The following is a 13635-nucleotide window of genomic DNA, read 5'->3' on the forward strand; positions in this document are numbered from 1 at the left end:
AGATATGGAACAATTGCAAAAAAATAACGATGAAAAGGCAAAAAATGGAGCAGTCAAAACTGGAGTTCCTTTTTTTGCGAAGTCTTCTCTGATTCAAAAAAAACTGAGTGTTGGTTCTTCTAATGACAGTTACGAAACAGAAGCAGATCACATGGCCGATCGTGTGATGAGTATGTCGAATCCTGCAAAAACCAATGTTTTTCACTCCGAGGGGTTGATACAAAAAAAATGTGCTGCTTGTGAAGAAGAGGACAAAATTCAGAAAAAACCATTGGCCGAAACCATCCAGAGAGCAAGTTTAAATGCTAGAGAAACATCCGTTGCACCAAACCATATTGAGGACGGAATTAAGAGTAGTAAAGGCGGTGGAGAAAGTATGGATGACGCAACCCAAAATTTTATGGAAAACCGCTTTGGTAACGATTTTTCAAATGTTCGTATACATACTGGAAGTCAAGCTATCCAAATGAGTAGGGAATTGAATGCACAAGCTTTTACCGTTGGCAATGATATTTATTTTAATCAAGGAAAATATAACCCTGACACACATTCTGGGAAGCATTTGTTGGCCCATGAATTAACACATACGATACAGCAAGGAAATCAAAACATACAGCGAAAAGTTGAATTTAGAGATGTCGGAAGGGGTGAAGCGTCTGGTTTTGGACAACGTAATGATATCATTCAGCGGTTAAATGATGTATCAACAGGAGCAACGTATTCATTGGATGCCAGTAATGATCTTCAATACGTACTTAGACCCGGAGGGACTTTGAATAATTTCGACACACAATTAACCGGATTTATTGATAACGCAAGATCCATTCGTCTACGATTGTCCAATCATCATGGATTAATGGGTGATCGCGCTTCTGGTTTTAATACACCTATTGATGGAGACAGCTTTACTACAGGATATGTTGATGTAGACGATTTGATGGGAGGAACCAATTTAGGATTTCAAATGTTGTTTCTGCACATCATAAGAGAAAGAATGTCAGTAAATCGCTACACACAACGAATAGGTACGTGGACTCAAGCTCAGTTTGATAGTGAATTTCCAACTGCCCATTCTAACGGAATCGACTCTGAAACGCAAGTATTACGTGAGTTTTTTAATGATCCTAGTATTAGACTTGTTAATGATTCGCCAAGTGCAACTGTAAGAAGAGTTTTTAGGAATTGCCATAGACACTTAATCAGAAGACGTATAAGCAGTGTGAGAAATGTTGACTCCTCTTTTATCGATATCATTGATCCTCGACAAACTAGAGCCGCTTTTTATTTTACTGATCAACCTGGACATGCTGGGAATACGCTACAAGATTACTTAGCTCAATTTCCCACATGTTAAAAATTGTTATTGAATATGCATCAAACGCAAAAGAATAGCGAAAATACAACCACCACTACAACGGCACCGGCAGTCAAATCGACTCCGGCACCTTTTTTTGCGCCCGCTCCAATTGTTCAAAAAAAAATGGATATTGGAGCAGCAGATGATGCGTATGAATCTGAAGCAGATGCAATGGCAGATAAGGTCATGCAAATGCAAGGGGAGCATACACATAGTTTTAAAAATGGAGGACCATTGGTACAACGAAAATGTGCCAAATGCGAAGAAGAAGAAGAAAAACTACGAATGAAACCAATTGGTGGTGAAATTTCACACTTCATTCAAAAATCGGCTTTGACAAATGGGACATCTCTGTCAGCACCGAACCATATAGAAAGTCAAATCCATAACTCAAAAGGTGGTGGAAGTGCAATGGATGGAAGTACAAAAAGCTTCATGGAATCCCGTTTCGGAATCGATTTTTCTTCAGTTAGAATTCATACTGATTCCCGTGCTTCACAAATGAGCCAAGAATTGAATGCAAAAGCTTTTACCGTTGGAAACGATATTTATTTTAATCAAGGCTATTACAATCCCAACACATCAGGAGGAAAACATTTATTAGCACATGAATTAACGCATACAGTACAACAAGGAGGTAGCAATGTAAAAAGATTACCATTACCGACAACAGCAACTCCAACTCAAAAAATTCAAAGAGGGATTTTAGGAAGAATAGGGAGTGGGATAGCCGGAGCAGCATCAACAGCTTGGGATTACACAGGTGGTGCGGTTATTCGTTTTGGAGGAAGAGTGATAGAATGGGTTGAGGATAGAGCAGAGGATATTATCAATTCCATTGCGCCAGGACTATTGGATTTTCTTCGTTCTAGTATTTGGGAACCAATCCGTGATATGATTGCCAGAGGTCTTGATGCTATGACAGGAGGCTTGTTTAGTCGTTTACAAGAAGAAGGTCTTTCTGGAATTCTTCATGAATTTGTTGATGGTGTTATGCAAACTCTTCAAGGGGCTATTGCCGATGCATGTAGAAGTTTTGCACAATTGGCAGATAAGGTGTTTAATTTTATTAGCCGTTTGGGTAGTGGAGCATTGGCTCGTTTGAGAGCTACTTTTAATAGAGTAAGCGGCTTTTTTAGTTCCATTTGGAGTGAATATGGTCGCCCAGCTATGGATGCCATCCGTCATTTTGCTAGCGATGCATGGAATTGGATTGTTGAAAAGGCACAATGGGTTTGGGATTTGATCGAACCTATTCGAAATGCCATAGCAGCAGCATGGAATTGGATCAAAAGAATGTTTAATATTGCTTGGGAAGGTGCTAATTCGGTTTGGGATTGGCTAGTTGAAAAAGCAACTCAGGCTTGGGATTGGATAAAAGAGGCCATCGAGCCAATCAAAACCCCTTTAATGATTATTGGAGGTGTAATTCTTATGCTTTCTCCTTTGGGTCCGTTTGTGGCTATTGGAGCAGCGGTTTATGGAATATACAGGGCGGTTCAATGGGTAAGAGCTAACTGGAATAATGAGGTGTTTGTCCGCTTTAGAAATTTCCTTCAACAAAATATTTTAGATCCGATTCAAAGAGGAATTGAACAGTTGAGAAACATGGTCAATGCCGCTATGCGATGGTTAAGCGGTCTATTTCAACAACTGCAATCTGCTTTTATGTCATTGGTTAATGCCGTAATGTCTTCGAGTATATTTGTGTTTTTGAGAGGAATAGTGCAAACTGTTGCTAATGCAATACAGGAAGCAGCTGGATGGGTAGCAGATCAATGTATCAGTATCGGACAGTTTATAGCTGAACTCGCTCAGGAAATATGGGGATTGATTCGTCCTTTTGCTGTATTGGTAGCCAAATTGATCATTTTAGCCAATTATCCTTTCCTGATTCCAATAGTTTTAATGGCATGGTACTGGCGATTATTGCCAGATTGTTTCAAACCGCCTATCATCAATTTTGTTTTGCGGGTAATGATTGGTGTTTTGAGAGCCATGCCAAATTTTGCTATGTTTGGAGAAACCTGGGGACAAGTCAAATTGAGAATTGTTCAGTTTTTACAAGAGAAACTTAATGATACTGATGAAGCAAAAACAGCAGCTGCAAATCGAGTAGCAGTAATGGTTTCAGAAATGGACTTGAGTTTGATTAGCAATCAAATTGCAGCCGCCGCTGGTGCGCCTGCCGAGTTTGAAGGTCAAATGGAGGAAGAGTTGTTAGGTGTGAATTTAACTACACCATTACCTTTTGAGAGAACCAGTGAAGAAGAGCCAAGTTTAATGAGCCAATTCCAATCTTCTGGAATCGCTGAAAATTTAAGTACTGAGGATGCTTCTTTATTTAATAGAACGGAGTATACAGATCAACATATTGGTGTAGATAGTTTGGGAAGTTTGGATGTTTCCCCAGAATTGCAACAGAGTATTTTAAGTCGAACAGGAGGTGGTGATGGAACAGTTGAGTTTGGTAATTCGGCAGATTCGTCGAGAACAGTTCATGGTATCTTGTCAGAAATGATACCGGCTGGCGGTGTAGCTGGAGGAGAATCGGGTGAGGGCACTGAAGCAGGTTCAGAATCTTCTCCCGGAAATGAAACTGAAGCTGGACCTCCAATGACACGGGAAGAGGAAACAGAAATGCGTTTACAGCAAATGATGGACCAAAGTAGTGCGGAAATAGCAAGACAACCATGTGCTACTCCAGAAGCTGCTCCAGCAGGTGGAGAAGGCGCTTCAGTTCCGTTTCCGGAAGCCGCTAAGTTCGGTCCATTGACAAGAGGTCAGCGTGCTCGATATTCGTTGAACCAAATGTACAACGGTTTAGGTCATTGGTGGCGCTGTAATAGAAGTTGGTTGATTCCAACAATTATAGGAATAATTATTGTCATAGTTTTAGCCGAAGTACTTTCTGGTGGTGCTGTAACCGCTGCTTTGCCGGCCATTTTTGGAGCTTTAATGCCTATAATGATTGGTGTTGCTGTTATTAGAGCATCTTATTATTTAGGAGAATATGTATATAAGTCAATTGGAGGTGATATACCAGGCGCCAGTAGGTCTTTAGCACGCGCATTTGCGGTAGCCGCCGTGGAAGCTATTTTTGCTTTGTTGGGAAGTTCGGCTTTCTGGAAATCAATCACCTCAGGAATAAGTAGAGCAGGAAGAGCGGTAGGTCGTGCTGCCAGTACACTTGTTAGTGGAGCAGGTAGAATGATTGCCAATACAGGAAGAGTTGGAGCCCGTTTTGTAAGAGGCGTAACCGAGGCAGGGCATTTTATTTTGCAAACATCCAGAGCTGCAGTCAGTAGAGGACGTTTGGTGATGCAGGGTGTAAGAGGAAGAATTGGAAGAGGAGTTCGTTCCTTGGAAGAATTGGGAGAACGTTTGTTGGGAAGAGTCCGTTTTAGAAGATTCAGAATACGCTTTAGCAGAGGATGGTTCCGACTAGAAGGGTACATTAATCCTTGGGTACTCTTGGCAACAGGTGAATTGCAATTTATTGAGCAAGGAAGATTGAGACCAGCCGGTGGAGGTGGTTTGTTGGATGATACTGTTCGATTAGGAGATGAGGTGTTGATAGGTAATTCGACTTCTCGGGGTATAATTGTTGGTGTAGAGAATACACCTAGCCGATTTGTAAGAGAATTGGACGATTTGTCACGTACTGCAAGGTTAGAAGAATTTAGAGAATTGAGAGGTCCACTTGGAAGTCGTTTGTCTGCAGCTGATAGATTAAGAATCATACAAAACGGTGAAACCACTGCAGCTCTTCGACGAGGAATTCCCGGAGCTCAACCACTTAACTTTCAAGCGCATCATATTGTGCCTAGAGAATTGAGAGGGACTTTTGATGATTTCTTCAGAAGAATTGGGTTTGACATTGAAAATGGAGCCCGCAATGGTATCATGATAGCGCCTGATTTGGCTACAAGAAATGCGGCTTTATTAGCAAATCCAAGTTTAGCTAGTCAATTCGGAAATGCGGCTCTACATTTGGGTTCGCATCCAGCTTATACTTTGAGAATGTCAAGTGAATTGACTACTATACGAAGTGCGTTAACTAGTGGTATTATTACCGAAGCGCAAGCATTGGCAAGGGTTGATGCAGTAATTGCAAGAGCTAGAACAGCCATATCCAGTGCGGGTGGAATACATATCAATAATGTTGTTTTTTAAAAAAAAATAGTATGAGTGTTTATAAACGTTTTTATCCTTTTTTAGAAGCCGGAGGCTTATATATTTCAGAAATTAAGTTTGATCCAGTGTTTGAACCTTTTTTATTCAATGGTTCTTCACTGAAAGGAATGAAATTCCCACAAGCTACTGTCAAAAATGCTACTGGAAAAGCAGCTGATTTTTTATATTCTTATAGTGGAAAACTTATTGTTTCTGAAAAAGCCAAACAGTTTCTGAAAACTTCTAATGACGCTGAATACTTCGAATTCATTCCCATTGAGTTTACCAATAAAAAAATAAAACCGTACTATCTACTTACTATTTTACAATTGGTAGATGCTTTCGACTGGGAGAATTCTAGCTATGAACTTTTTGATGAATTAGGACCAAAAGGAAATAAAGTAATTCGGGATTTAGTCAAAATGGAGCTCATCGATGCGCAAATCAAAGGTCGGAAGCTTTTCTCGTTATTGAATTTTGAAGGAAATGCAATTGTGCATATTGATTTTGTAGAACAAATGAAAGCGGAAGGTTTGACAGGAATTTTGATAGATCCACTTTGGGGACATTCAAAATAGGTAGTATAAATAGTTAAATAAATTTAAGATGCATTTCAATCATTTAAAAAATTATATTCTTTCATGCCTAACAACAGGTGAAATACCAGTTATTAATTTTCAAGGCGCTTTTTCTGAAGTTTTGGGAAGAGAAACGACTCATGAAGAGGCTTTTATTCTTTGGATTGCCTTAATTCCGCATATTCATCCTGTTTTTTTTGATGAAATAGTAAAAGAAATTTATCCGGAAGGTGGTGATCTTCCAGAACTTGGAGGCGTTAGGGAAGGAAGTCACCGAGGAATGATTCCTACCGGAGAAACTGCTTTGTATTTATTAGCTAAAACGGATTTGAATTATCGGTTGAATGTTCAACAAGTTTTTGCTCCTGATCACTGGTTTTACAAAGAAAGTGTTTTGTTTTTGGAAGAAGTGAAAGAAGGCAGCCCAGCAATGAGTGGAAAGATGATGTTGCCGAAAGAAATTGTTCATTTACTTTGTTATGGGGAAAAATTAAAACCGAAGTTCGGAATTAATTTTCCTGCCAAGGAAACTAGTACTTTAATGGAATGGGATGATTTAATTGTAAGCGAAGCAGTGCACGAACAAATCAATCAAATTAAACTTTGGATTAAGCATCATAAAACATTGTTGAATGAGTGGGAAATGAAGAAAAAGATTTTGCCAGGCTTCAGAACATTGTTTTACGGCCCTTCCGGAACAGGAAAAACGTTAACAGCGACTCTTTTAGGTAAAGAATTTAATCGTCCGGTATATCGCATCGATTTATCTCAGGTAGTTTCCAAATACATTGGAGAAACTGAGCAAAATCTTGAAAAAATATTCAATTTGGCCGAACATAAGGACTGGATTCTGCTTTTTGATGAAGCGGATGCCTTGTTTGGTAAAAGAACAAGTACAAAATCATCCAATGACAGGTATGCGAATCAAGAGGTAAGTTATCTTTTGCAAAGAGTAGAGCAATTCAGTGGATTAGTCATTTTAACCTCAAATTTCAAAAACAATATTGATGATGCTTTTCTAAGACGATTCAATTCAATTATCAAATTTTCCAAACCTACGATAGAAGAGCGTTTGAAGTTATGGATGAAAGCAATACCTAAGTCTGTATCGGTAGAAAGTCTTCTTATAGAGCAATTGGCGGCTTATTATGAATTAACCGGAGCGCAAATTGTTTCGGCGGTAATGCATGCGTCTCTTTTAGCTTTAGAGGAACAATCCAATGTTTTGTCCAGTGAAAATCTTTTGTCGGGAATAAAAGCAGAGTTTGATAAAGAAGAAAGACATTTTAATGCAATTAAAAATCAATTGGAACTCAATAAAGATTTGAATTAATGCTAGTGAATTCTTGAAATAGACATAGAATCTTCTATGAGTTTGTATGGATAAACGTGGTAATCTTGAAAGAAATTATTTCCAATAGTTATTCGGGGTAGTTTTTTAATAATGTTTTAGAAATTTTTTCAAATGAAAGAATAACGATTTTGGGTTTGTTCTCCCTTTCCTTCTCTTTCTTGAGTTCACTTTGACAGATTGGGGATAAGATACCCTTTTGATATATAAAATAAAAAAAGCCTCTACATTGCTGTAAAGGCTTTTTTTGAAGCTCCCCCTCTTGGGCTCGAACCAAGGACCCTCTGATTAACAGTCAGATGCTCTAACCAACTGAGCTAAGGAGGAATCACCTAAAAGGTAAATATGTTTGCTAAAAAGTTGCTCCCCCTCTTGGGCTCGAACCAAGGACCCTCTGATTAACAGTCAGATGCTCTAACCAACTGAGCTAAGGAGGAAGATTAATATCTTTTTAGCGAGTGCAAATATAATTGATTTTTTAAAATCTCAAATAAAAATTGCACTTTTTTTACGATTATTTTTTAGGGATCACTTCCATGACCCATTGGTAAATGTCTTTTCCGAAGGTAAAAGCCATCAAAGTCAGCAAGATAATCATTCCGACAGTTTGAACATAACCTGCCGCTTTATCATTTAATTTTTTTCCAGTTATCATTTCAACAATGGTAAATAAAGCATGTCCGCCATCCAAACCTGGAATAGGTAATAAGTTCATGAAAGCCAAACCAACAGAAAATATTGCGGTAAAACCCCATACAAATTCCCAATCCCAAGTGTCAGGCAATTGTCTTGCAATACCTATTGGGCTTTTAAGTTGCATGATCGCACCTGTTTTAGGGCGCAATAGAAGTTTGAATGAATTGATATTGTAAACAAACATATCCCACGTTTGTGAAATTGCTTCTGGAATCGCTTGTCCTATAGACATTTTATGTCTCTGAATATATTTTTCTTCTAAACGTTTGTCAGAAAGTGCAATGCCTACTTTTGCATTTTTGTCTAAAGTTACCTTTAATGGTAGTACATTATTGTTTCTAAGTACTTCGATTGTAATGATTTGATTCGGCTTGTATTTAGCAATTTCTGTTTTGAAAGCTACGTAATCGTCTATTGCATGATTGTTTACTTTGGTAATTTTATCATCAAATTGAATACCTGCTTTTTGTGCTCCCGAATCTTTCGCCATTCCTGCTATGACAGCATTTTTCATGTCGAAATTAAAATTCAATAGAAGATTTTCTTTATTGATTCCGGTTTTGCCAGTACTGTCTATTTTAACATTGGCAAGAACTTCTTTGCCGTTTCTAGTTATAATTAATTCTACTGTATCATTTTCTCTGTTTCTTAGCACATCTGCTAATTCATCAGTATAGGTGAATTTTTTATTGTCAGCACCAATGATTCGGTCAAAACGCTCAATACCTGAATTTTTAAGACCGATAGAGTCAACAAAAAAATCATGGATGGAATTTCTTCCAGCTACAAATCCTCTACCTTCTTTTTTAATGATTTCACCTTTCTCTTCATCGGTTAAAGTAAGTTCTACTTTTTGACCTTTCCTGTCAAGTACAACTTTGTCACCAAACAAAACGGCCATAGTAACGAATTTGAAGTCGTCGTATTTTTTTCCATCAATTGTTACAATTTTGTCACCATTTTTGAAACCTACCTTATGACCAACTTCTCCAAATGACAAACCATTTTCTTGTACTTTATTAGTGTCAATCACCTTTTTCCCAACTGTTGAAAACATCGCAGAATAAATTAGCAATGCCAATAGAATATTAACAATAATACCCCCAAGCATAACAATAAGACGTTGCCAAGCTGGTTTTGATCGGAATTCCCATGGTTGAGGTTCTGATTTTAGTTGTTCACTATCCATACTTTCATCCATCATCCCTGAGATTTTTACGTAACCTCCCATTGGAAGCCAACCAATTCCCCATTCTGTATCTCCAATTTTCTTTTTTACCAAAGAAAACCAAGGATCCATAAAGAGATAGAATTTTTCCACTCTCATTTTAAACATTTTCGCTGTGATATAATGTCCAAATTCGTGTAGAATAACTAAAACGGAAAGGATAAAAAGTATTTGCGCTAATTGAATCATTTTTAAATTGGTTTGGTATTAAAACGACAAAAGTAAGGTTTTCGCCTTACTTTTTATGTCAATATGTATGCCGAATTAATTTTTTATAAATTTTTTAAGAGCTTTGCCTTCTGATGTTTCAATAATGATATTGTAAATTCCATCACTCAGGTTTGAAATATCAATTCTATTTGTGTTGTTTTCATAGGCTTTCTGCCCTAAAACAGTATAAAAGTTGACTTTAAGTAACTCAACTTGAGCTGGTATATCTATTGTTATATAATCATTCGAAGGATTAGGATACAGATTGACTTGATTACTAAAGGTAAAGTCATCACTAGACAAAGTGGCAGTGCTGTTTCTTGAAATAATGTCTTTATTAGGATCGAATAGTACACCTGTAATTGTTGTACCTGCTGGAAGAGCTACATTAAAACTTTGTCCTCCAAAAGTGTTGGTTAATCGAACATCCAGCGTTGTACTATTGCTTAAATTTAAACGAACTGTTACTGGCATTTCGAAGTAAGATACATAACCAACTTGTGAAGAATTAGTGATGGATTGTGTTTGATTAATGACTACTGTAGCCTGATTTACGCCCGAATTATAAGCATTGATGCTGTAAGTTGGGTAACCTTCATTGTAAACCCAGTCATTAAAAAACTCTTGAAGACTACTACCATGTACCGCTTCCAAATGGGATTGAAATTGTGGAGTTACAGCATATTTATAAGCCAATGCCGAATCATTTAAGTAATTACGTAAAGCCAAAAAGAAGTTGTCGTCACCCATGATATAACGCAACATATTGGTTACCATGGATCCTTTGTTGTAAGTTAAACGACTACTGAATATACGACCCACATCTGTCAGTTGTGAATCATAAAGATATAAGTTGCCTGTTGGTTGACCAGTAATGCTATTGATTTTATTAGTTTTCCAAGTTATAAATGCGGCTTGGCCGTCTAAATTTTCAACCACACAACCCGACATATATTCCGTAATTCCTTCATTTAACCAAATGTCTTTCCATGTTCCGCAGGTAATTTTGTCTCCAAACCATTGATGAGCCAATTCGTGTGCAATTAGGCTTCTACCGAAATTTCCCATGTAAGAGTTTGTTGCGTGTTCCATCCCTCCGAAAGTCGGTGCCCATTGTGTATGACCGTATTTTTCTGTATTGTAAGGATAAGCTCCAATTTTGCTTTCAAAAAAGTTAATGATTGGTGCTGTTATCGCTAAACTTGACGCTGTAGTTGCATTATCAATTTCAGGATAGATATAGTCAATAATTGGGAAAGTTGTTGTTAGTCCAGCTGTCCCTGTATTTTTTTTAGTATAATTGGTAACTGCAATGGCAACCAAATAGGCTGGTATTGGATAATTGTGTCTGAATCGTGTTGTAGCATTCGCCCCATTTATAGTTCTTGACATTTCAACACCATTAGAGGAACTTAAATATTGTGAAGGTGCCGTAATGTAGATGTCAATGGAATCAATTTTATCATTTAAATCTTGTTTGCATGGCCACCAATCTCTAGCGCCATAAGGTTCGGATAGAGTGCTTAGGATAGGTATATTACTACCATGTGTTCCTGTGTAAAAAGCGCCATTGCCTGTAGCAGGTGTTCCACTGTAATTGATTTCTACAGTTTCGGAATTCCCTGTTGTTACTGTTGTTGGTAAGGTGATTACAACCTCGTTATCTGCATTTTGTATAAATGTTAAATCAACAGCTCCTTTTTTCACTGATGATACTGTAAGTTGATTGGTCAAGTCAAAAGTTACGGTTGACATATCAGACAAAGCAGAGAAAGTAGTAGTCACTTTTCCAGAAATAGCAAAGACAGCAGGATTAACTGTAAATTCTAGTTTTGAGTACGTTATGTCGTAATTTAAGGTGTTGGGATTCACTCTGAGATCTATTTTTTTGGAGGCTGATTTCATTTCAGTTTCAACCATTTTATGAAAATCGTCATCTTGTGCGAATCCAGCTACATAAAATAAAATTAATAAGATTTGGGTGGTTTTTTTCATTTTTTTGATTGTTATTTTCCACAAAAGTAGTGAAATGTGTATTTTTTTTAACAAAAATGTTGTTAAATTAAAACAGAGGGTTTTAACCCTCCGTTTTTTATTTTCCTAAAAGCAGCAGTTCGTTGGCTATTATTTCTGTTGAATACCTTTTTTCACCGGTTTTGTCTTCCCAGGTGCGATACGTTATTTTTCCTTCTACTGCTATTTCTTTGCCTTTGGAGACGAAATTTTCTATTATGTCAGCAGTTTTACCCCAAGCGGTGATGGTATGCCATTGGGTGTCAGTAACTTTTTCTTTTTTGTCGTTGTAATACGATTCGTTGGTGGCTAATGTAATTTTGGCTACTTTTTTTCCTCCGTCAAGGTTTTTGATTTCTGGTTCCTGACCCACATGTCCGATTAATTGTACTTTGTTTCTTAGTGTACTCATGGCTTGTAATAATTTTAGTTAATGTTTATACGATGTCGTTTATCGATTTCGACTTGGCAAATATCTGTCCGCCGAATTGCTCTATTCGGTTGTAAAATATTTATTATCGTTTGTAACCATTTGTTGTCGTTTGTAATCGGGATTTTAACTATATTTGAAGGAACAATTATTTCTCAATGCAGAATTTGTTAGCCGGGTGAGGAGAAATACAACTTTTTTAGGACAAACTAAAATCATTGATGATGAAAAAAGTATACTTACTCGCGCTTCTTTTTAGTACACTACAAACTATAAAAGCACAAAATACCATTCGTTTAGAGGAAGGAAAATCGAGTCCGTCAGCCACTTTGCATGATGTTAAATGGATGAGCGGTAATTGGGTGGTCGATTCTCCCATTGGTTATTGTGAAGAAAATTGGGGGGTACCTAGTGGTAATACTATGATGTTCTGCTTCAAAATGGTAAGAAACGGTGCCGTTTTCTTTTATGAATTAGGACATATCGAACAAAAAGACACTACTATTCTTTTAAAAATAAGACATTTCGATTCTGTATTGCAACCGATTTCTCAATCTATGCAAGAAGAATTCAAATTAGTAAAAATTGAAAAAAATCGAGTATATTTTGAAGGCATAACCTATGAAAAATCCTCAAATGGAATGAATGTTTATGTCTTTGAAGAAGACGCTAAGAAAGAACTGAAATTTGAATTCAAAAAAGCAAAAAAATGAATCTTGACAATTTAAAATTTCCAATAGGTCAATTTTCTTTTCCTGAAGATTGTAATCAAGAATTAGTTGTCAGTTGGATTGAGACAATCGCTTCATTTCCGATGCAACTCAAACAAGTAGTTGGTCAATTGTCATGTGTAGAATTAAATTGGAAATACCGACCAGAAGGTTGGTGTATCAAACAAGTGGTACATCATTTGGCTGACAGTCACATGAATGCATTAATCAGAATTAAATTGGCATTGACTGAAGATTCACCCGTAATACGACCCTATGAGGAAGGATTATGGGCCCAACTTTCCGATGGTTTAAACGACGATATTTCCGCTTCTTTAAAAATTATTGAAGGTGTTCACATACGCTGGTCACAGCTTTTAGAAAATCTTACCGAAAAAGAATGGAACAAAACGTATTTTCATCCGCAACATCAACGATTATTTTCTGTTAAGGAAGGATTAGGGATTTACCAATGGCATTGTAACCATCATTTGGCGCATATCAGACAAGCATTGAATAATAAAGGAGAATTCGAGCTATGAGAAATTGTTTGGAATGTGGAGAAAAAGTATTAGGACGCGAAGACAAAAAGTTTTGTAGTGATGGTTGTCGTAATGCTTATAACAATAAAATGAATAAAGACAGCAATAATTTAATGCGAAACATTAATAATAAGCTGCGTAAAAACTACCGAATCTTAACCGAGTTAAACCCTGAGGGTAAAGCGAAAGCAACTAAGAGTAAAATGCAGAGTAAGGGTTTTGATTTCGAATTTTTCACCTCTATCTATACCACTAAAACAGGTAACACGTATTATTTTCTCTATGATCAGGGCTATATGGCTATTGAAAATGAGAGTTATGTGTTAGTAAAAAAAGACAGTTAA

The 13635-nt window shown here is 37.1% G+C and carries 10 protein-coding genes and 2 tRNA genes; 7 read left to right on the plus strand and 5 right to left on the minus strand.

The window, feature by feature from the left end; translation table 11 throughout:
* The first annotated feature begins 4 nt into the window (after nt 1-4).
* From ACFO7M_RS04945 to ACFO7M_RS04960, 4 genes are read left to right on the plus strand one after another with little or no spacing between them, the layout of a single operon-like run.
* Complete coding sequence (locus ACFO7M_RS04945; RefSeq protein ID WP_379734355.1) at nt 5-1354, plus strand: DUF4157 domain-containing protein; 1350 nt, start codon at nt 5-7, stop codon at nt 1352-1354.
* 15 nt (nt 1355-1369) lie between these two features.
* Entirely contained in the window at nt 1370-5533 is a 4164-nt protein-coding gene (locus ACFO7M_RS04950; protein ID WP_379734356.1) for an eCIS core domain-containing protein, read from the plus strand.
* 11 nt (nt 5534-5544) lie between these two features.
* Nucleotides 5545-6111: an imm11 family protein gene (locus ACFO7M_RS04955; RefSeq protein WP_379734357.1), complete on the plus strand. Its 567-nt coding sequence runs from the start codon at nt 5545-5547 to the stop codon at nt 6109-6111.
* Nucleotides 6112-6139: 28 nt separating this feature from the next.
* Nucleotides 6140-7444, plus strand: coding sequence for an ATP-binding protein (locus ACFO7M_RS04960; protein WP_379734359.1), 1305 nt, complete (start codon nt 6140-6142; stop codon nt 7442-7444).
* A gap of 271 nt (nt 7445-7715) precedes the next feature.
* On the opposite strand, the gene ACFO7M_RS04965 is transcribed toward ACFO7M_RS04960, so the two are convergent.
* From ACFO7M_RS04965 to ACFO7M_RS04985, 5 genes are all read right to left on the minus strand, one after another.
* A tRNA-Asn gene (locus ACFO7M_RS04965) sits at nt 7716-7789 on the minus strand.
* A 36-nt stretch (nt 7790-7825) separates the two neighbouring features.
* Nucleotides 7826-7899: transfer RNA gene (locus ACFO7M_RS04970), tRNA-Asn, on the minus strand.
* Nucleotides 7900-7976: 77 nt separating this feature from the next.
* On the minus strand, nt 7977-9575 hold the full coding sequence (locus ACFO7M_RS04975; protein WP_379734360.1) for a site-2 protease family protein: 1599 nt from the start codon (nt 9573-9575) through the stop codon (nt 7977-7979).
* Nucleotides 9576-9650: 75 nt separating this feature from the next.
* Nucleotides 9651-11591, minus strand: a complete 1941-nt coding sequence (locus tag ACFO7M_RS04980; RefSeq protein WP_379734362.1) for a M1 family aminopeptidase — start codon at nt 11589-11591, stop codon at nt 9651-9653.
* A gap of 97 nt (nt 11592-11688) precedes the next feature.
* Complete coding sequence (locus ACFO7M_RS04985) at nt 11689-12021, minus strand: single-stranded DNA-binding protein (RefSeq protein ID WP_379717480.1); 333 nt, start codon at nt 12019-12021, stop codon at nt 11689-11691.
* 242 nt (nt 12022-12263) lie between these two features.
* Here ACFO7M_RS04985 and ACFO7M_RS04990 point away from each other — a divergent pair, with 242 nt between their 5' ends.
* The 3 genes from ACFO7M_RS04990 to ACFO7M_RS05000 are packed head-to-tail and all read left to right on the plus strand — an operon-like array spanning nt 12264 to nt 13635.
* Entirely contained in the window at nt 12264-12752 is a 489-nt protein-coding gene (locus ACFO7M_RS04990; RefSeq protein WP_379734365.1) for a DUF6265 family protein, read from the plus strand.
* Entirely contained in the window at nt 12749-13291 is a 543-nt protein-coding gene (locus ACFO7M_RS04995) for a YfiT family bacillithiol transferase (RefSeq protein WP_379717476.1), read from the plus strand. Before ACFO7M_RS04990 ends, ACFO7M_RS04995 begins: the two co-directional genes overlap by 4 nt.
* A complete protein-coding gene (locus ACFO7M_RS05000; RefSeq protein ID WP_379717474.1) occupies nt 13288-13635 on the plus strand; it encodes a hypothetical protein in 348 nt (115 codons plus the stop codon). The genes ACFO7M_RS04995 and ACFO7M_RS05000 overlap by 4 nt, the downstream gene beginning before the upstream one ends.

The sequence above is a fragment of the Flavobacterium sp. GCM10023249 genome, assembly GCF_042653365.1.
In the GTDB taxonomy this organism is placed as follows: domain Bacteria; phylum Bacteroidota; class Bacteroidia; order Flavobacteriales; family Flavobacteriaceae; genus Flavobacterium.